At 39.3% G+C, this 18106-nt stretch carries 21 protein-coding genes and 1 riboswitch; of the genes, 9 read left to right on the forward strand and 12 right to left on the reverse strand.

Annotation, left to right across the window (positions count from 1 at the left end):
* Positions 1-3: 3 nt before the first annotated feature.
* From nagA to BM390_RS01035, 6 genes are all read right to left on the reverse strand, one after another.
* Positions 4-1152, reverse strand: coding sequence for an N-acetylglucosamine-6-phosphate deacetylase (gene nagA, locus BM390_RS01010; RefSeq protein WP_089852722.1), 1149 nt, complete (start codon positions 1150-1152; stop codon positions 4-6).
* 57 nt (positions 1153-1209) lie between these two features.
* Positions 1210-2052, reverse strand: a complete 843-nt coding sequence (locus BM390_RS01015; RefSeq protein ID WP_062319473.1) for a PTS system mannose/fructose/sorbose family transporter subunit IID — start codon at positions 2050-2052, stop codon at positions 1210-1212.
* The gene (gene agaW, locus BM390_RS01020) at positions 2042-2833 is read right to left on the reverse strand and encodes a PTS N-acetylgalactosamine transporter subunit IIC (protein ID WP_062319475.1); all 792 of its coding nucleotides are present in this window, start codon (positions 2831-2833) and stop codon (positions 2042-2044) included. Before agaW ends, BM390_RS01015 begins: the two co-directional genes overlap by 11 nt.
* Before the next feature lie 22 nt (positions 2834-2855).
* Positions 2856-3335, reverse strand: coding sequence for a PTS N-acetylgalactosamine transporter subunit IIB (gene agaV / locus BM390_RS01025; protein ID WP_062319477.1), 480 nt, complete (start codon positions 3333-3335; stop codon positions 2856-2858).
* A gap of 41 nt (positions 3336-3376) precedes the next feature.
* Entirely contained in the window at positions 3377-3802 is a 426-nt protein-coding gene (locus BM390_RS01030) for a PTS sugar transporter subunit IIA (RefSeq protein ID WP_177220592.1), read from the reverse strand.
* A 201-nt stretch (positions 3803-4003) separates the two neighbouring features.
* Positions 4004-4723: a GntR family transcriptional regulator gene (locus BM390_RS01035; RefSeq protein ID WP_062319479.1), complete on the reverse strand. Its 720-nt coding sequence runs from the start codon at positions 4721-4723 to the stop codon at positions 4004-4006.
* A gap of 190 nt (positions 4724-4913) precedes the next feature.
* Between BM390_RS01035 and BM390_RS01040 the strand changes: the two genes are divergently transcribed.
* The 4 genes from BM390_RS01040 (at position 4914) to BM390_RS01055 (ending at position 7129) form a co-directional block, all read left to right on the forward strand.
* Positions 4914-5387, forward strand: a complete 474-nt coding sequence (locus tag BM390_RS01040; protein WP_062319481.1) for a DUF2975 domain-containing protein — start codon at positions 4914-4916, stop codon at positions 5385-5387.
* A 9-nt stretch (positions 5388-5396) separates the two neighbouring features.
* Positions 5397-5612: a helix-turn-helix domain-containing protein gene (locus BM390_RS01045; protein WP_062319484.1), complete on the forward strand. Its 216-nt coding sequence runs from the start codon at positions 5397-5399 to the stop codon at positions 5610-5612.
* A gap of 24 nt (positions 5613-5636) precedes the next feature.
* Positions 5637-6116 (forward strand): hypothetical protein, encoded by a 480-nt coding sequence (locus BM390_RS01050; protein ID WP_062319486.1) that lies wholly within the window; start codon positions 5637-5639, stop codon positions 6114-6116.
* Positions 6117-6193: 77 nt separating this feature from the next.
* On the forward strand, positions 6194-7129 hold the full coding sequence (locus BM390_RS01055) for an aldo/keto reductase (protein WP_089852724.1): 936 nt from the start codon (positions 6194-6196) through the stop codon (positions 7127-7129).
* 65 nt (positions 7130-7194) lie between these two features.
* Here the strand turns inward: BM390_RS01055 and BM390_RS01060 are convergent, their stop codons facing one another.
* Positions 7195-7539, reverse strand: a complete 345-nt coding sequence (locus BM390_RS01060; protein WP_062319488.1) for a hypothetical protein — start codon at positions 7537-7539, stop codon at positions 7195-7197.
* Between the two features lie 228 nt (positions 7540-7767).
* Between BM390_RS01060 and BM390_RS01065 the strand changes: the two genes are divergently transcribed.
* The 4 genes from BM390_RS01065 (at position 7768) to BM390_RS01080 (ending at position 12145) form a co-directional block, all read left to right on the forward strand.
* Entirely contained in the window at positions 7768-9804 is a 2037-nt protein-coding gene (locus BM390_RS01065) for a methyl-accepting chemotaxis protein (RefSeq protein ID WP_089852725.1), read from the forward strand.
* Positions 9805-9894: 90 nt separating this feature from the next.
* Positions 9895-10455, forward strand: coding sequence for a histidine phosphatase family protein (locus BM390_RS01070; RefSeq protein WP_062319496.1), 561 nt, complete (start codon positions 9895-9897; stop codon positions 10453-10455).
* The gene (locus BM390_RS01075) at positions 10448-11188 is read left to right on the forward strand and encodes a sulfite exporter TauE/SafE family protein (RefSeq protein WP_089852726.1); all 741 of its coding nucleotides are present in this window, start codon (positions 10448-10450) and stop codon (positions 11186-11188) included. Before BM390_RS01070 ends, BM390_RS01075 begins: the two co-directional genes overlap by 8 nt.
* A 165-nt stretch (positions 11189-11353) precedes the next feature.
* A complete protein-coding gene (locus tag BM390_RS01080; protein ID WP_062319499.1) occupies positions 11354-12145 on the forward strand; it encodes a mechanosensitive ion channel family protein in 792 nt (263 codons plus the stop codon).
* A 100-nt stretch (positions 12146-12245) separates the two neighbouring features.
* Here the strand turns inward: BM390_RS01080 and BM390_RS01085 are convergent, their stop codons facing one another.
* A complete protein-coding gene (locus tag BM390_RS01085; RefSeq protein WP_062319501.1) occupies positions 12246-12686 on the reverse strand; it encodes an OsmC family protein in 441 nt (146 codons plus the stop codon).
* Positions 12687-12779: 93 nt separating this feature from the next.
* A riboswitch (SAM riboswitch) is annotated at positions 12780-12878 on the reverse strand.
* A 227-nt stretch (positions 12879-13105) separates the two neighbouring features.
* On the opposite strand from BM390_RS01085, the gene BM390_RS01090 reads away from it, so the two are divergent.
* Positions 13106-14452, forward strand: a complete 1347-nt coding sequence (locus tag BM390_RS01090) for a methyl-accepting chemotaxis protein (RefSeq protein WP_177220593.1) — start codon at positions 13106-13108, stop codon at positions 14450-14452.
* A 63-nt stretch (positions 14453-14515) separates the two neighbouring features.
* Here BM390_RS01090 and BM390_RS01095 read toward each other — a convergent pair whose 3' ends face one another.
* From BM390_RS01095 to BM390_RS01110, 4 genes are all read right to left on the reverse strand, one after another.
* Positions 14516-14956 (reverse strand): GNAT family N-acetyltransferase, encoded by a 441-nt coding sequence (locus BM390_RS01095; RefSeq protein WP_062319506.1) that lies wholly within the window; start codon positions 14954-14956, stop codon positions 14516-14518.
* 81 nt (positions 14957-15037) lie between these two features.
* Positions 15038-16045: a FecCD family ABC transporter permease gene (locus BM390_RS01100; RefSeq protein WP_062319508.1), complete on the reverse strand. Its 1008-nt coding sequence runs from the start codon at positions 16043-16045 to the stop codon at positions 15038-15040.
* Positions 16042-17043 carry a FecCD family ABC transporter permease gene (locus BM390_RS01105; protein ID WP_089852728.1) on the reverse strand — a complete coding sequence of 334 codons (1002 nt, stop codon included), beginning with the start codon at positions 17041-17043 and terminating at the stop codon, positions 16042-16044. Before BM390_RS01105 ends, BM390_RS01100 begins: the two co-directional genes overlap by 4 nt.
* A gap of 115 nt (positions 17044-17158) precedes the next feature.
* A complete protein-coding gene (locus BM390_RS01110; protein ID WP_062319510.1) occupies positions 17159-18106 on the reverse strand; it encodes an iron-hydroxamate ABC transporter substrate-binding protein in 948 nt (315 codons plus the stop codon).

The following is an 18106-nucleotide window of genomic DNA, read 5'->3' on the forward strand; positions in this document are numbered from 1 at the left end:
CCTCTATTCTTTCGTATATTTACATTGTCCGTCAATGTAAGTCGCTTGTAAATGAAGGTTATGATCAAGCACGATAAAGTCAGCAGCAGCCCCAGATTTGATGATTCCTGTGTCGTCTAAGCCTAATGACTTGGCAGGACTCGTGCTCGCCATTTTAATTGCTTCATGAGGCGTTGCCACGCCCCAGTCAACAAGATTTTTAACCGCATCTTTTAACTCTAAAATGCTACCTGCCAAACTTCCGGATGGTATCGTTGCTTTTCCGTCTTTCACAATAACATCAAACTCACCAAGTTTATATTGGCCTTCTGGTTTTCCGCCGGCCATCATGCAGTCTGAAATCAACACGGTTTCATCAATACCCCGCGTTTTGATTAGCGTTTTAATCGCAGCTGGATGGACATGGTGACCATCGCCAATGACTTCAACAAAGGCATGCTCTGAATTAAGCGCCGCACCGACAACGCCAGGCTCCCGGTGGTGGAATCCACTCATGCCGTTAAATGTGTGAGTAAAGATAGAGGCGCCTGAGTTAATAGCGTCCATCGCTATGGAATAATCAGCATCGGTATGAGCAAGTGCGACTTTAATATGGTGTTTCTTAGCATATGAAATAAAGGCATGTGATCCAGTTCGTTCAGGTGCAATGGCAATTTTTTTGATCTGATGATGAGATAGTTGTATCCACCGGTCCAAAATATCAGTGGAAGGATCCATAAAGTAATTGGGATTTTGCGCCCCTTTATGTTTTTCGGTAAAGAATGGTCCTTCGATGAAAAATCCTCTTGCTTTTGCTCCTGTTACTTCTTTCATATGTGGCCCAATTGTTTGAATAACGGCATCTAATTGGTCAATCGGTGCTGTTAACGTAGTAGGTAAAAATGACGTAACACCGCACGAAAGAAGGTCTTCAGACATTTTTTTAAACCCAGCTAGATCATTATCCATAACGTCATAACCGTTATAGCCATGAATATGAGTATCAAATAAACCAGGTGCGATAGCGTAATCGCTGTAATCGATGACGTTATAGTGTGCATCTGGTTTGTCTTTAGTAAATGACACGAATTTGCCGTTATCTATTAATAGATACCCGTCGTGAACGATTTGATTATGTAAGTAAACGGTGCCTGCTTTTATTGCGATAGACATAATATTCTCCCCTTATTGTTAATAAAGAAAGGGCATATATATGCCCTTTCTGTCTCTTTACATTATACCTAATAAACTACCAGCTAAGCCAACCACGATGGTCATACCAATCAGTGCTAGAGGTGATTTTCCTTTCTTTAATAACCAGTAGCAAAAGACAGTATAAAGAAGTGGTAACAATCCTGGCATGATCGCATCAATGACTTCGCCTTGAATGTCAACCGGGATCTCACCAGCTTGGATGGTCCAATCAAGTCTTAAATTGATGTAAGAAGCAACAAGGGCACCAACAACAGTAAGGCCAACAATTGAAGCCGCACGGGACACTTTCTTTGTCCCTTCTTTTAGCATGGATATAGCCTTTGTTCCCATACCATAACCATAATGCATTAAGAAGAATCTTAAGCCAAAGTGCACAATGTTAAAGGCAATTAAGAATAAAAGTGGTCCAGCCACATTCCCCTCGGAGGAGAGCGAGGCGGCTATACCGCCGGTAATAGGTAGTAAAGTGAGCCAGAATAAGGCGTCACCTATCCCGCCAAGTGGCCCCATAAGAGCTACTTTGATACCGCGAATAGTTTCACGTTTTTCTTTATTTTCCTCCATCGCAAGGATAACCCCTTGAATAAAGGTAATAAGGAAAGGGTGGGTATTAAAGAACTGCATGTGATCTTGAAGGGCGTTAGATAAATCTTTTTTATTCTTATGGATTTTCTTTAACCCAGGAATAATACTGTAAGTCCAACCGCCACCCTGCATCCGCTCATAGTTAAATGAACTTTGGAGTAGAAGGGAGCGCCAAACCATTTTATTCAAGTCTTTCTTATTCAATACTTTGTCATTAGAGGTGTCTTGAATATCGTTATTGATGAGTTCTTCATTTTCTTTATTATATTCCATCGCTATAATCCTCCTCATCATCGATTGATACATTAGAGTGACCAGCAACTTTTAACTTGGTGTTATTCTGGTTAAAGTAGTCATAAGCAGCAATCGCCACACCAACAATCGCAATAGCTAAAATAGGTAAGTTACCATAAGCAACAGCAACAAAACCAATGGCGAAGAATGGGGCATACACCCACTTAAACATAATGTTCAATAACATCGCAAAACCAATAGCTGGCATAATGCCCCCAGCAACAGATAAGCCATTAATTAACCACTCAGGTAACATATTCACAATGTTTGCTGCTTGTTCTGCCCCGAAAAAGATTGGTAAAAAGGCAATAATGAAGAAGAAAGCAAATAGTAAGATAGGTTGAAGATAGTTCAATCGATCAATACCGTCGGTATTGGCTTGTTTTGCGTGTTCATCCATTTTGTGCATTAATGGAGAAAAACCTGTAAAAATTAATGTAATAATTGCTTGTGCTGCTACGGCGAACGGCACGGCTACACCAACGGCAACCGCTGGGTCTTGATTTGTGAGTATCGCAAAGGCAGTACCAATGACCCCACCGATAACAACGTTAGGTGGTTGGGCACCAGCGAGTGGTACCATACCGGCCCATACAAGTTCTAGAGTGGCCCCTGCCATTAAACCAAGTTTTAAATCGCCTAAGATTAGACCAATAATTGCTCCTGTTACGATTGGTCTATGTATGTGGGTGAGACCATTAAACTGATCAATACCGGCTATACCAGCCCATAGACCAATTAACAACGCTTCCATTAACATAATTGTTCATCCTCCTCTACGGTTATAGTTTAGACATGAGATTAAAGCCTTTATCGCTTGGAACGCCTTTAACTTCTAATTCAATTCCTAAACGATCGAGTTCTTTAAACGTTTTAATATCGTCTTCATCGACAGAGACTGTTGATGAAATTTGTTTCTTACCTTCTGAGAAGTGCAAATTACCCACATTGATCTTCTTGATTGGGACACCTCCTTCAACGAGTTTAAGTGCATCTTGAGCTGTTCTTACAACAAGAAGAATTTTTTGTCGTGGAGCAGCTTTGTGGATAATGCGGATGACTTTATCTAAAGTAAAAAATCTACTCTCAGCTGATTCTGGTAAGACCATTTCCATAAGATTTTGTTGAACCTCATCTTCTGACACTTCATCATTAGCAACAATGACTAAGTTTGCTCCTAATGTATTTGTCCAAGTCATACCAACTTGTCCGTGTACTAATCGATTATCGATTCGCATTAATAAAATATTGGGTGTACTCATAATGATTATGCCTCCTTGTTTAGTTGTGTGTAAGTTAAACGTTAGATACCATCATCGCTAGCGGTGACTTTTTGGGTTGATTTCTGTTGATAATACATAACATTATCCTGACCAGTGTTTATAAGCGATGTCAGTAAAACACCAATCGGTTGTTGGTCCATCATGCTCGCTTCGACCAGCATCGGTAGATTTGTACCAGATACTACTTCGATTGTTCGATCTGTTAATGTTGTTTTAATTAAGACGGATTGATTAAATGGGGTACCACCTGGTAAATCTGTGAAAATTAAAACATCATCGTTGGTTTCTTGAATTTTAGCTTGTAGTTCTTGATTTAACGCTTCTGCCCCCATGGATTCTAAAAAATCTACCGCAGTAAATTTTTCATCGAGTCCAGTAATTAATTTAACGGAGGATAATAAGCCACTCGAGAAATTCGCGTGTCCTGTCACGATTAATTGAGCCAAAAAAACACTTCCTTTCAACTGGTTATAACAAGTTAATATTAGTGTAAGCGCTTAAAGTGAAAATGTCAACTGGTTATAACAAGTTTATTATTATTTTTTTGGATTATGCCTTTCACTTTACAATTCAAGAAAATATTTTAGGGGAAGGAGGAAAGTGTATTATTAAAGGTCCTTTGACATAAAAATACACTGTCGAACTGATCAATTCAGTTCAACAGTGTATTTAAATTTATTCCCGCTAATAATACTCACAGTATATTCAATCAATGTTGCGTTATCATAGGCCAATCGTTCTAACAACATAGCTGGCGAGCCGATTTCTGCGTGTAAGTTTTCAGCTTCTTCGCTCCTAAGACTTGTAACAGAAAACTGTTCAGTCGCTTGTGATACGCCCATGTTATAGTCATCCATAAAAACTGAATACATCGGTCGTTCTTCTAGTGCTTGTTTAGTTAAGTTCGGAAATAAATGTGTCGGTAGATAGGATGTCTCACAAATAAACGGCACATTATCTGCTAGACGCAAACGTTTCACACGATAGACTTCCTGGTCGACATCAAGATGCATCTTGAGTGACAACCGTTGATCGATAGGAACAATATCAAATGAGAGGACCTTCGTTTGCGGGACTTTACCGAGCTTTTTCATCTCCTCTGTAAAGCTATACACTTTCACTAACTTTTGTTTGTAACTTTTCGGAGCGACAAAGGTACCTTTACCATGAAGCTTATAAATGTATTCTTCTTGTTCTAATTCTTGAAGAGCATTTCGGACAGTGATGCGACTTAGGTTGTAAATATCGCAAAGTTCTCGTTCAGATGGGAGCTTTTCATTTTCACTATAGTCCCCTTGCTCAATTTTTTTAATGATATCTTCCATCAGTTGTAAGTAAAGAGGGAGTTTATTTTTTTTATTCACCATGTTATCACAGCCTTATCTATGTTAGTAAGTACTTAGAGCTAGAATAACATGTTTAAAATTTTAAAGCTATTAGAATGTGGAAAACATCACCTAAACCAGTCGTTTTTATTGAAAATCAATAATAATTTATTGAAAAACAATAAATATTAGATTAAAATAGAAAGGAAATAATGATGAGAAGAGGGATCATATGACATATTCGACACGATTGTTGAAGCTTGCTTTAATCGTAATTGGGTCACCCATCGTTATCTTTGCCGGCTATTTAATTTATAGCCTTATTGCGCAACCATTTAACACAAGTTATGATCAGCTGATGTACCCAATTGTGATAGGGATGCTGTTGACAGCTGTCCCATTTTTCTATGCGCTAAGGAGGGCGTATGACTTGTTGAAATTTATTGACCGCCAACAAGCATTCACACCAGTCGCGGTGACGGCTTTAAAACAAATCAAGCAGGCGGCCATTGCTATTGCGGTGATATATACCATCATTTGGCCCTTTGTTTATGGGATTGCTGAAATAGATGATGCACCAGGACTCGTATTGGTTGGTGGGTTACCTATCTTTTTTTCAATGGTTATAGCCATCTTTGCCGCTTTACTTCAAAAGTTATTAAAACAAGCGATTGAAATCAAGCAAGAGAACGATTTAACGATTTGAGGTGTCGTCATGATAAAAATTCATTTAGATATTTTACTCGCTAAGCGCAAGATGAGTGTGACAGAGTTAGCTGAGCGTGTAGGCATTACGATGGCGAATGTATCGATATTAAAAAATGGTAAAGCAAAAGCGATTCGCTTTTCAACTCTAGAGGCCATTTGTGAAGCTCTTCAGTGCCAACCGGGTGATATTATTGAGTATGTGAGAGATGAACCATTGGATTAACGGATTACAAATGGGGGACGTGTCATGTTACAGACTACGAATATAAAAGCAGTGACGAACGAGAAAAATCACTTACGATATGATCTTGGACGCACGATGTTCATTGGGGCAATCTATGCCTTGTTTGGGTTTTTAATCACGGAATTGATTGTCAATACCTTACGAATCAGTCGCTTAACAGGCATAAACCTTGAAACGGTCAATGCCGTTAGTATCGTGCTGACAATCCTGCTTTTTATCGGTTTGATTGTGTTTGCGCTTACTGTTGCAGTGAAACTAGTATCAGGTCATGTTATCGATTTACTTATCATCGTCTTTGCGGTGGTATTTCTCCTCTTTAGTGTAGGGTTATTTGCATGGCTATTTCCCATGCTCAACCAAGCAGATGACCCAGGACCTGGTGCAGGGATTCTTCTATTGTTCTTTATAATCAGTTATCTGATGATTGTCTTTCTTAGCACCATTAGTGGTTTTGTCTACCATCACAATCGAAAGCGCAAGTAAAGACACACGTTTTACTTGCGAAAGTAACGAAAGCGCTTTAGTATTGACCTTAACTAGAATAGAGGAGTGAGATTAGTATGGATAGACAACGATTGGGTCAGACAAGTTTTCATGTGTCACGTGTAGGATTTGGTGCTTGGCAACTCGGTAACTTAAAAGACTGGGGAGAAATGGATGACAAAACAGCGGTTAAGCTTGTGCATGAAGCGATCGACTTAGGGTGTAATTTTTTTGATACCGCGCCTAATTACGGTTTAGGTAAGAGTGAGACGATTTTAGGCGAAGCGTTTAAAGGTAGACGAGAAGAGGTTGTGATTAATAGTAAATGTGGGCACCACATTGATGATGTTCAGAGCTTTGATCGAAAACGTTTAGTTGAATCTGTTGATGGTAGTTTAAAACGACTCCAAACGAACTATTTAGATTCATTATTGCTTCACAACCCACCATTTGACGCACTCTCACAAACAAGTGAAGCATATGGTGTACTAGAAGACTTAAAACGACAAGGAAAGATTAAAGCCTATGGTGCTTCTGTTGATACAGGTAAAGAAGTTGATCAAATTATTACTGAAACTAATAGTGACGTGATTGAGGTTATGTTTAATATCTTCCATCAAGAACCACTTGAAGCAATCAAGCGCGCAAACGATAAAGGCGTTGGTGTGATTGCCAAAGTGCCCCTTGATTCCGGATGGTTATCAGGTAAATATGGTGCAAGTAGTACTTTTACTGGTATTCGCAGTCGTTGGAGCGAAGCGGAAATTAGAGAACGCAGTGAATTTGTTCAAGACGTGCGAAAAATCATTGGCGACAATCAATCGATGGCAAGCGTCGCACTTCAATATATTTTATCATTTGACGCATTCTCATCCGTCATTCCAGGTGCCAGAAATAGCGAACAGTTAAGACAAAACATGTCCGCTACTCATAAGCCACTAAACGGAAGAATAAAACAACAATTACATGATTTATACGAGACAAAAGTGAAGCAGCTAAATCTTAACTGGTAAATTAATAAGCCATCTAACCATTCGTTAGGTGGCTTTTAAAAAATAAAAGAAAAAAATATTTACATTCATGTTAGAACGACACGTTCCACAAAATCAATGACGACAATGATTAAAATAACGGTTTTTACTACGTTATGAAGCTGTGTTGTGATGGTTGGATTCACATCAAAGCCAAACCGTCTAAACAAATAGTGAAAGAAATCTTCATTCTTTCGCGCATAGCCATGATTTTGTTGAAGTGTGGTGAGGATGCAACCATTGTGTAATCTTTCATGGGTATAGTGACCGATAATAAGTAGTAGGCCGATATAGTATGGAAAAACAATCGCTACATAGAATGAAAAAACAATAAAAGCAACGTGCACAACTAGAATTGAGAAATCAAAGGACTTCTTTGATGGCTCTGACATGATGTTCACTCCTTTGAAAAAGTATTATAGTCTTTCTTACCCTAAGAAACAAAGCGGTAAACTGTTGCTATAAGAATAGTTGGGATGTAATTAGTTATTATATCGGTCAGTAATAAATAGACAGAATAAATCAATATTAATATTATTTAATAATAGCGCTTTCCTTTTTACACTTATCGTTTTAAAAATCCGATAATAGTTATATATAAAGGAAAAGGGGATGCGCCTATGAACGCAAAAATAAGTATTCAAAAGAAAATTTTAATTTTTGTCCCAATTGTTTTAGTTAGTTTAGCTTTACTTGCTTATCTTAGTTATCAATCAGCCAAACAAGCTATAGAAGAAGAAATCAACGACAAGATGCTTTATTTGTCGAATGATATTGAACACTTTATCGATGGACAGTTGATGAGTCACCAGCGCCTAGGAGAAACAATGGCTCAAACTATAAAGGCATTCGGTTCAGAATTAACACGTGAACAATATCATCAGCTAATGGCTGATTTTATCCAATTGAATGATGATACTTATGGTATGGGCGTCTGGTTTGAACCGAACCAGTATAACGCAGCATTAGAATACTTTGGTCCTTATGCATATAAGGATGGTGAGTCTGTTCTCTTTACTGATGAATATGAAACGCGGGATTATCATTATCCAGCCCAAGATTGGTATCAATCAGCAAAAGAAACACAGGCTGTCATATGGTCAGAGTCCTATTATGATCAAGCGCTGGATATGACAATGATTACAACGAGCATTCCGTTTGAGGTGAACAATAGATTTACTGGTGTTGTGACAAGTGATATTGATATATCAAACCTTCAGTCGGTTATTAATAATGTTTCAATCGGAGAGTCAGGTCAGGCTTTTTTATTAAATGATCAAGGGCATTTCATCGCCCACCCAACAGAAGCTCTGGCCGCACATTTTATTGGAGATGATGAGCAGTATAGTGAAGTTGCGGATGTGTTAGGAGAACAATCTGATGTCGGTTTTTCAATCAGTAGCAACGAGCAGCCGAGTAAGGTTTACTTAACCAATGTACCTAGAACGAATTGGACGCTAGGATTTGTGATGCCTGAATCTGAAATGTATCAATCACTAGAAGATTTATTGATACGTGTGATCGCCATTGCTGCAGCAATTACTATTATCTTTATTATTATTGCTTTAGTTCTAGCGCGTACGCTTACGCGCCCAATTAAACAACTATCAACAGAAGTTAAAAAAGTCGCTAGTGGTGATTTTAGAGTTATGTTAGAATCCCGTTCACATGATGAAATTGGCGAATTAACCGAAGATTTTAATACGATGATTCAGTCCGTTAGTCAGTTGATTTTTGGTGTGAAACACTCCGTTAGCCAAGTACATGACGCTTCGACGCAACTGAGCGCAGTAGCAGAAGAGACATCCGCATCAAGTGAAGAAATTAGTCGAGCGATGTCGCAAGTATCGGCTGGCACAACCGAGGCGGCTCATTTTGCGGAGGCAACGAATGAAGAAACACTCCAGTTATCAGAGAAGATTCAAAATCTTTTAACACAAGCAGAAGAGCTTAAGAGCTTTGTTGAATCGGTGGAGTTAATCCAATCTGAAGGTGCTTCCCAGATGAATGAACTGAGTACACAAGCAAAAGCATCACTTCGAGTCGTCAATGGTGTTAGCCATTCTATGACAGAACTTGCAAATAAAATTCAAAAAATCGCTTCTGTGGTCACAGTGATTGATGACATTTCAAATCAAACAAACCTATTGGCACTCAATGCCTCGATTGAAGCTGCTCGTGCCGGTGAACACGGAAAAGGCTTTGCGGTTGTCGCAGAAGAAGTCCGTAAGTTAGCAGAAGGAACATCAAAAGCAACAACAGAAATTGCCCAAACGATTGATGAAGTAAGTCAAGGTTCAACGGAAGCTATAAAGGCGATGAGTGAGTCTAAAGACATGACGGAACGTCAAGCGGATGTTATTAATCAGACGACAGCTAGATTTACTTCGCTCGCATTAGAAAACACGAAAGTAATGAAGGCTGTTGAGGCAATCACAACAGACGTCTTAGATATTAACGCATATAAAGATCAAGTCGTTCAGGCTATTTCACAAATTGCGTCGATATTGGAAGAGACAGCAGCCGCAACGGAAGAAGTTGATGCATCAAGTGCTGAACAGTTAGTAGCACTAAAGATGGTGACAGAATCAGCAGAAAGTCTCCAACAAAACGGCGAGGCGCTGAATAGCGAAATAAATAATTTTAAAACAAACTGAAGCCAAAAACCTTGAAGCACCTCCATGCGTCAAGGTTTTTTACTGTGGTATACTAGTTGATAACATATCATACATACAAGGAGTGAGAAAATGAAGCTATTTTTCATCCGTCATGCGGAACCAGACTTTTCCATCCACGATGATAGCATGAGACCGTTAACGGAAAAAGGCCAATATGACAGTAAGCTCTTAGTGAAGACTTTTACCGGTGAAACCATTCATGCAATCTATTCTAGTCCATACATACGCGCTATTGATACTGTCCAACCGTTAGCCATATCTTTAGGATTAAAGGTACAGACAGTGGAGGATTTACGCGAACGAAAAATTTCCGACCATTGGATTGATGACTTTGAAACGTATACAAGAAGGCAATGGGAAGACTTTTCTTATCATTTACCAGAAGGTGAAAGTTTAATGATTGTGCAGAAACGTAATGTTGCAGTCATAATGGATTTAATTAAGCATCATTCAAATGAAACGATTGTGATTGGGACTCATGGAACGAGTCTTAGTACAATCATTCAATACTTTGAGGCAGGTTTTGGTTTAGCAAACTTTTTGGCACTGAAGGATAGAATGCCGCTTGTCATTGAAATGACGTTTAAAGATAGCGTCTATCAAGGATTTAAGGAGGTTGATTATGTTTGATTATAGTTTGATTGAATGGGGGATTTTACTGTTAGCCGGGATTGTGATTGGTTTTTCTAAAACCGGAATTCAAGGTTCAACAATTTTTGTTGTGGTATTAATGGCACTCACGTTCGGCGGGATTGTGTCATCAGGGATGATGTTACTCTTACTAATGGTAGGAGATGTCTTTGCGGTAAAACATTACGGGCATGAGATTTCGATAAAAGACATTTTACACCTCTTACCCCCCGCTGTCATTGGTGTATTACTCGGTGTCTGGTACGGTCAATATGTCAATGATCAACAGTTTAAAATGACGATGGGTGTCATCGTCCTCTTGTGTATTGTCTTGTTAGTATATAAAGAAATTAAAAAAGCGCCCATTAAAATCAGCAACCATAAATGGCTCACGACGCTTGTCGGCGTAGTAAGTGGGTTTTCATCGATGGTTGGTAATGCGGCTGGTCCTATCTTTGCGATTTATATTTTAAGTAAACAGATTGGTAAACGTAAGATGATTAGCTCAACAGCGTGGTTTTTTCTTCTACTGAACATGTTTAAGTTACCTTTCCATGTGTTTGTGTGGCAATCAATCGAATGGAAACATCTATTATTAGCCCTGATTCTTTTACCGGTTATCTTCGCTGGGACACGTGTTGGCATTTGGCTTGTGTCTATTATTAAAGAAGAAACGTATCGGGTGTTTATTTTTGTGACTACGGTGATTTCGGCGATTTATTTATTTGTTTAAATAGAATGAAGTGATTGGTCGAAAAAAATAGGAAATATCGAGTTTTACGCCCTTTTTATAATGTCGAGAACCATTGCGACTTCAATCAGGAGTTGTTGATAACATGTATAAACGCAGGAAACATGTTACAATAGTCATGCTTTATATATCAAAGGAGATGAGAAAATGGATTGGATGAATCTTTTAGTGGATATTGCTAAACCAATTGTGTTAGCCATCATTACATTAATTGTTGGTTTAGCCATCATTAAGGCTGTTGTTAAAGTCATTGGCAGTCAGATCGAAAAGTCAAAACTCGATGATAGTCTAAAGCCGTTCTTACAGTCAGTAATAAGTGCGGTATTAAAAGTGTTACTCGTAATTTCAGTTGTCGGTATTTTAGGTATTCCGATTGCGTCATTTGTCGCTATTCTAGGTGCGGCAGGTTTAGCGATTGGCTTAGCGTTTCAGGGTTCCCTTGCCAACCTTGCTGGTGGTGTCTTACTCCTAACGATTCGCCCGTTTAAAGTCGGCGATTATATCGAAGGAGCTGGATACAGCGGTACAGTTAAAGCGATTCAAATTCTTTATACAGAACTTGTGACGGCAGATAATAAAATGATTTTCATTCCTAACGGAAATCTGTCTAACGCTGGTATTACTAACTACTCCGTTAATAGTACGCGCCGGGTTGATTTTACGTTTGGTGTTAGCTATGATGCGGATAATCAACATGTACTACAAGTGTTAAGAACGATTATCACTAATCATGAATTAGTTATGCAAGACCCAGAACCATTCGTACGTCTAGCTAATCATGGCGACTCTTCTGTTGATTACGCTGTTAAGGCATGGGTAAAAGCAGAAGATTACTGGACGGTTTATTATGACGTATTAGAAGAAGTCAAAGTTACCTTTGACCGCGAAAACATTGGTATCCCTTATCCTACAATGGATATTAATATGACTAATGAGTAAAATAAAAGATTTGAATGACAAACAGCTTGGGGAATAATCCCCAAGCTGTTTTCTATAGATATCGTTATGAGCTCTAGGTGATGTGCGTTATGCACAGAGATTATTTTTTAATATGGAATGTTGATGAGAAAGCGACGGTATTTTCAATCGTGTCCTCAACCGGGCAATGCGCTTCAAGGAAAGCGACAAAGTCACTAACTTTCTCTTCACCGGCATCCGTTTCAATATGATACGTCGCGCGGATATCATAAAAGCCAGGGCGGACATCCGCTTTATCAAAGAAACCATCCAAATCAATATCGCCTTCTAATTCAACTTTAAACCCTTTTAAATCAATATCAAACTTCTCAGCATACGTTGGAGCGACAATCGATTGGCAAGAACCAAGTGCTGCGAGTAACAATTCCACTGGATTGACTGCTGTATCAATTCCGCCGAGGGACTCAGGTTCATCGACGAAAACAGTATGTTGACGTGCGGTATTCTTGACTAAAAACTTATCCTCTAAAGTTGATGTTGCGGTAAATGTTTGTGTTGCCATAATATTCTCCACCTTTTTTCATCTCCTACAACCCTATGAAAAACACCCTTCTCTAAAAAAGAGAAGGGCGTAAAATCCGTTGATCTGTCTACCTCCTCATCTTTAGCGTTTGCTTCTGAAATTGGCACCTTACTATCACTAGCGGTTGCCGAGAGTTCACAGGGTCAGTCCCTCCCTCTCTCTTGATGGGTTGTAAAAGTATGAATTTTCAGTAAATATACACGATTATGATTACTTTGTCAACGTAGTTATGTAAATGAAAATGAAAGTAGCCCGTTTTTTTCTGATTTAGACCTTCTGTTAAGAAATTGCAAAAGTATTTATTTTTTAGGGGAATCGGTCGATATTACTATGGTATGAAAGAAAAACAGACAGGATAGTAAAATAAATAAGAAGAAAGAAGGGGAATTATGTTAGGGATGAAACGAAAACAACGAAAAGATAAAGTAGAACACACAATCACGTCACTAGAACATTATTCGCGTGAATATTTACTACAAATGATTGGTTCAACGGCAGGACTTGGAAAAGTAGAAGTCGAACTCAGTTTTGTGAAAGATGCGATTCATCATGTCAGTGATATATTAAAACGCCAATCAGAAGATAATCTCGCTTTCACTGAAGAGGTCACCGCAACAATGTCTGAGATTGAAACTACTATTGAAGAGAATGTGCGCCGGGCAGAAGATATATTCGAACGAATTGAGGCAGTGACTTTAACGACAGAAGAAAGCTTATCACATATTAAGAGAATGTCAGATATTTGTCTCCAAGTGACTAAGGGGAATGAGACAGTCAATACGCATTTAGATCAGTTACTTGCCAAAGTTGAAAAGATTGGCGAGATTGTCAAGGTCATCGAAGGGATTGCTGATCAGACGAACTTACTTGCACTAAATGCCTCTATTGAAGCGGCACGTGCAGGAGAAGCAGGAAAGGGCTTTGCGGTTGTTTCGGATGAGATTAGGAAGCTCGCTGAGAATACGAAAACATCGCTGACAGAATTTGAGACATTTAAACAAGAAATTGAACATGTATCAAACAATAGTGTCGAGAGTTTAACGATGATTAATCAATCGATGGTGCAGATTCCTAACGCTGTCGAACAAGTGACGGCAGGTCTTTCGGGTAACTATGGAGCGATTGATCACATTAAAATAGATATGGAATCCTTTGTGGCGTCATTTCAACAAGTGAGTAGCTCAGCGACGTCTGTCACCGATGCGGTGAAAGGGAAAGTCGATGAAGAAGAGAAGTTAGCGAAAATGATGGATGGATTAATGGGTCAAATGAGTGAACTGGATTTAGTCCGCCAACAAATGAGAACATTAGATGTTGATATTATTCAGCAAAATCAAGCAGCTTATCAGCAGTTTTTAAGTGAAAATAATCCGATTCAACCAGAAGAACTGATACACATTTTGACTTCAGCACTGAAACAGCACGAACACTGGCTGGATACATTGTCTGATATTGTAGAGTTAAATCAACGGCTACCCATTCAAACGGACAGTCATCACTGTGCTTTTGGTCACTATTATCAAGCGTTAGAAATTATCGATCCGGTTCTTACCCCCATTTGGCAAGCAGTTGAAAAAGAACACGATGCATTACATGAATCAAGTCATGATATTTTAGCAAATGTCGGTAAGGAAGAAGCGAAACAGCAAGTTGCGCTTGAAAAAACAAGGAAAATTTCAAAACAACTATCGGCACATATTAACAAAATGATTAACCATTTACAGTCACAACGACAAACAGTCTAAAGAAAAGAGAAGAGGTTCTTACTAGAACGTCCTCTCTTTTCTTTGTGGATATGAAAATCAGTCCTAGTCGTTGAGTATCTTTTTAACCATCTCCACGTGCGGAATACCGTCTTCCATAAAGACTTCTGAAACCACGTTATATCCAAGGCGTTCATAAAACGGAATGGCGTGTGTTTGGCCATGCAAGAGATACTGTTTAGGTTTCTTTTCATGAGCCATTTTTTCAAGTGCAGCAATCACTTGTTTACCGAGACCATATTTACGGTATGGTTTTAATACGCAAATACGCTCAAGCTTAGCTGACTGACCGATAAACCGTACCCGTCCAGTGGCGGCAGGTACCGTGTCATGGCGGATTAAAACGTGGAGACAATCCGCATCTAACCGGTCATACTGATCAAATTCGATAGCTGCTGGTACCTGTTGTTCTTCAATAAACACGTGTCGTCTAATATTAAAAGCGTGTTGCAGGGCAGATTGTGTTGTAATACGTGTCAATAGCATCCATCCTTTCTGGTGTTCCTATGATTATATCATGATGAGTGATCGATCTGTCTAGTGCTCGTTTCATCATGAACCAACGTGTCAATCAACGTCTCTTAATAGTAAGTAAATAAAATAAGGAGCACCAATAATGGACACAATAATACCAGCAGGAATAATGGTGTTAATCAGACTGCGACCAAGTGTATCAGCTACTAGTAATAACCAACCACCAATCAACATGGTAAGCGGTAAAAATAATTGATGGCGCTGGCCAACTAAACGTTTAGCCATATGCGGAGACATGAGGCCGATAAAGCTAATTCCCCCTGTCACTGCTACACTTGATGCGGCTAAAGTTACCGCACTCAAAAGTAAAAGTAATCGCTCTTTTTTAATTGCGACCCCTAAACCAATCGCTACACCTTCTGAAAGGCTTAAGATATTTAACTTTTGTGCCTTAATAAAAGTTAATGGTACGAAAACGATTAGCCACGGTAACAGGGCATAAACAAACGGCCAATCGGTGCCCCAAATGTTCCCTGCGAGCCATTTGGCGATAAAATCAACTTTTTCTCGCTGGGCACTAGAAATAATCACAACCATTAATCCTGATAAAGCAGTAGAAACACCGACGCCGGTTAAAATTAACCGGAGAGGTTTTAACGGGCGATGACGTTCATAACTGAAGAGGTAGATTAATACAGCTGTCAGCATCCCGCCTAACATCCCCACAAGTGGAACAATGTAAGTAAACAGACCTGGTTCAAGAGGAATAAATAAAAACAATAAACTGATCGAGACACCGGCCCCAGCATTAATGCCAATCAGCCCAGGATCCGCTAAATCATTACGCGTTAAACTTTGGAGAATAGCGCCAGATAAACTCAGTCCCATCCCGGCTAAAACAGTAATAAAAATTCGAGGAAGCCGAAGCTTAAAGATTATAAACTGTTCGTTAAAGCTCCCATTATTTAAAAACGTTTGTATCACTCGGTTGATAGGAATCTTAGCGGTACCGGCATTTATAGCTATCAGCATAGTCGAGACCAAAAGGAGAGCGAATATAACGAGAAATATACGTTGCTTTATTATACGTTGTTTATTCATAGGCCGTGTCCTCCTCGTCGAACAATCATAAGAAAGAAAGGTAAACCAATTAGCGCAATAATTGCCGCAACCGACGTTTCAAAGGGCGCATTTAACGTCCGGCCAAGTGTATCAGCAAGCAACATGAAAATCGCACCGTATAGGGCTGAGAACGGCAGGATATAACGGTAATCTCGGCCAATCATTCCACGTACAATGTGTGGCACCATCAATCCGAGGAAAGTCATATTCCCGACTAAAGCAACCGATGCGCCTGATAAAACGATAACAATGATAAACAAGATGATTTTTGTTTGGGTGACGTGTTGACCGAGTCCGATAGCGACATCTTCATTTAAACTTAGTACCGTCAGTTGCTTAGAGAAAAACATCGCAATCACAATCCCGCAAAAGATAAACGGAGCAATCGTCCATAGCTGTGACCACTGGGTTCCAATCAGTCCTCCAGCTGTCCAGGAGGCGATATCTTTTGACCGATTAAAGTAGAGGCCGATCCCATCGCTTATCGCATACAGTAATGTTGAAATACTAGCCCCAGCTAAAACCATTCGGAAAACCGAGGACTGTTTTTTGGTCATTGTTAGTCCAAAGACAAGCAGTGCCCCAAGAGCTGCCCCGACAAAACAAATAATCAAAGTCAACCACATTGAGGCACTTGGTAATAAGACAACCGATAAGCTTAACGTAAGATATGCGCCTGCCGATAATCCAAGCAAGCCAGGATCGGCTAACGGATTTCGGGTCATTCCCTGCATAATGGCACCAGCAACACTCATCGCACTACCGACAAGAACGGCCCCTATTTCACGTGGAATTCTTATGTCACGTAAGACAAGAACGGCATCTGTAGCTTTATTAGTAAATAAGGCAAGAAAGATATCGGAAAGAATCACATCTTTAGCACCAAAACGGAGCGCTATAAAAAACATAGCAATGAATAAGCTAAGACCAAGCAATAGATGACTTTTTTTAGATAATCCTTTGAAGGTATCTAGCATATCGATCAACTCTTTCTGAAAGTTTAACAAGGGAGGCGATAGACGCACTCCCTTGTTAGTGTACCAAATCGTATAAGTAAACCATAGCTGTTTCGATTGAGAAGATGGCTTTGGTTTATTTCGTTAGGAAAGCTTCTTTAAAGAAGGCGAGTTGTTTTTCTAACGTAATCGGGTCAGTAAATGACGCACCTTCTCCTTGCATCTCAATCACGTTGCCGTTTTGTACGGCAGGAATATTTTTAAATGTGTCTGTTTGTTCAAATGCTGTGTCTGCTTCCTGGTATTTACTTAAGACAAGATAATCACCTACATACTCAGGTAAGACTTCTTGTGATAATGTGAAGTAACCAGATTCAAGTGCATCTTCTTTTACTTTTTCAGGCATCTTTAAATCCATTGTTTGATAAAGAATTTCCGTCCCACGTGCCCAGTTGTTACCATAGACGTAAAGATCTTTCCCAAATGCTTCAATGACTGAGACTGTTGTATCTTCACCGATCTCTGCTTTGATCTCTTCACCAATAGCTGTTGCGCGTGATCTAAAGTCTTCGACCCAAGTGGTTGCTTCTTCTTCTTTATTTAATAATTTCCCGATTTCGATATGTTGGTCTAAATAATTAAGCTTTCCCCAAGTATAAGTGACTGTAGGTGCAATATCTGTTAATTGATCTAAATTTTTTACCGTCGAGAGTGCAATAATTAAATCAGGGTTTAATGAAATGACGCTTTCTAAATTGTCTTCTGATACTTCCGCAACATCTTGCAGTTCTTCTTCAAAAGTAGGGTTACTTTTAGACCATGTATCCACTCCGACAACATTGACGCCAAGTTTTAATACATCTCCGGTATAACCTGATAAGACAACTACACGTTCAGGGTTTGTTGGTACTTCTACAGATCCGGTTTCTGATTCATATAAGAATGTCTCGTTTGTCTCTTCGGGCGTACTGGTATCAGTCTGATCGTTTGTATTTGAGTCTTCAGCTTGTTCCTCGTTGGTATTACATCCCGCAAAAAGAATTAAGGCTGTGAATAAAATAAAGATGGATAGTAGTTTTTTCAT

Origin of the sequence: Halolactibacillus miurensis (assembly GCF_900116255.1) — a bacterium.
In the GTDB taxonomy this organism is placed as follows: domain Bacteria; phylum Bacillota; class Bacilli; order Bacillales; family Amphibacillaceae; genus Halolactibacillus; species Halolactibacillus miurensis.

Bases quoted from the DNA above. Each gene is read 5' to 3' on its own strand.
- nagA (WP_089852722.1), bottom strand. From the start codon at position 1,152: ATGTCTATCGCAATAAAAGCAGGCACCGTTTACTTACATAATCAAATC.
- BM390_RS01015 (WP_062319473.1), bottom strand. From the start codon at position 2,052: ATGGAATATAATAAAGAAAATGAAGAACTCATCAATAACGATATTCAA.
- agaW (WP_062319475.1), bottom strand. From the start codon at position 2,833: ATGTTAATGGAAGCGTTGTTAATTGGTCTATGGGCTGGTATAGCCGGT.
- agaV (WP_062319477.1), bottom strand. From the start codon at position 3,335: ATGAGTACACCCAATATTTTATTAATGCGAATCGATAATCGATTAGTA.
- BM390_RS01035 (WP_062319479.1), bottom strand. From the start codon at position 4,723: ATGGTGAATAAAAAAAATAAACTCCCTCTTTACTTACAACTGATGGAA.
- BM390_RS01040 (WP_062319481.1), top strand. From the start codon at position 4,914: ATGACATATTCGACACGATTGTTGAAGCTTGCTTTAATCGTAATTGGG.
- BM390_RS01045 (WP_062319484.1), top strand. From the start codon at position 5,397: ATGATAAAAATTCATTTAGATATTTTACTCGCTAAGCGCAAGATGAGT.
- BM390_RS01050 (WP_062319486.1), top strand. From the start codon at position 5,637: ATGTTACAGACTACGAATATAAAAGCAGTGACGAACGAGAAAAATCAC.
- BM390_RS01055 (WP_089852724.1), top strand. From the start codon at position 6,194: ATGGATAGACAACGATTGGGTCAGACAAGTTTTCATGTGTCACGTGTA.
- BM390_RS01060 (WP_062319488.1), bottom strand. From the start codon at position 7,539: ATGTCAGAGCCATCAAAGAAGTCCTTTGATTTCTCAATTCTAGTTGTG.
- BM390_RS01065 (WP_089852725.1), top strand. From the start codon at position 7,768: ATGAACGCAAAAATAAGTATTCAAAAGAAAATTTTAATTTTTGTCCCA.
- BM390_RS01070 (WP_062319496.1), top strand. From the start codon at position 9,895: ATGAAGCTATTTTTCATCCGTCATGCGGAACCAGACTTTTCCATCCAC.
- BM390_RS01075 (WP_089852726.1), top strand. From the start codon at position 10,448: ATGTTTGATTATAGTTTGATTGAATGGGGGATTTTACTGTTAGCCGGG.
- BM390_RS01080 (WP_062319499.1), top strand. From the start codon at position 11,354: ATGGATTGGATGAATCTTTTAGTGGATATTGCTAAACCAATTGTGTTA.
- BM390_RS01085 (WP_062319501.1), bottom strand. From the start codon at position 12,686: ATGGCAACACAAACATTTACCGCAACATCAACTTTAGAGGATAAGTTT.
- BM390_RS01090 (WP_177220593.1), top strand. From the start codon at position 13,106: ATGAAACGAAAACAACGAAAAGATAAAGTAGAACACACAATCACGTCA.
- BM390_RS01095 (WP_062319506.1), bottom strand. From the start codon at position 14,956: ATGCTATTGACACGTATTACAACACAATCTGCCCTGCAACACGCTTTT.
- BM390_RS01100 (WP_062319508.1), bottom strand. From the start codon at position 16,045: ATGAATAAACAACGTATAATAAAGCAACGTATATTTCTCGTTATATTC.
- BM390_RS01105 (WP_089852728.1), bottom strand. From the start codon at position 17,043: ATGCTAGATACCTTCAAAGGATTATCTAAAAAAAGTCATCTATTGCTT.
- BM390_RS01110 (WP_062319510.1), bottom strand. From the start codon at position 18,106: ATGAAAAAACTACTATCCATCTTTATTTTATTCACAGCCTTAATTCTT.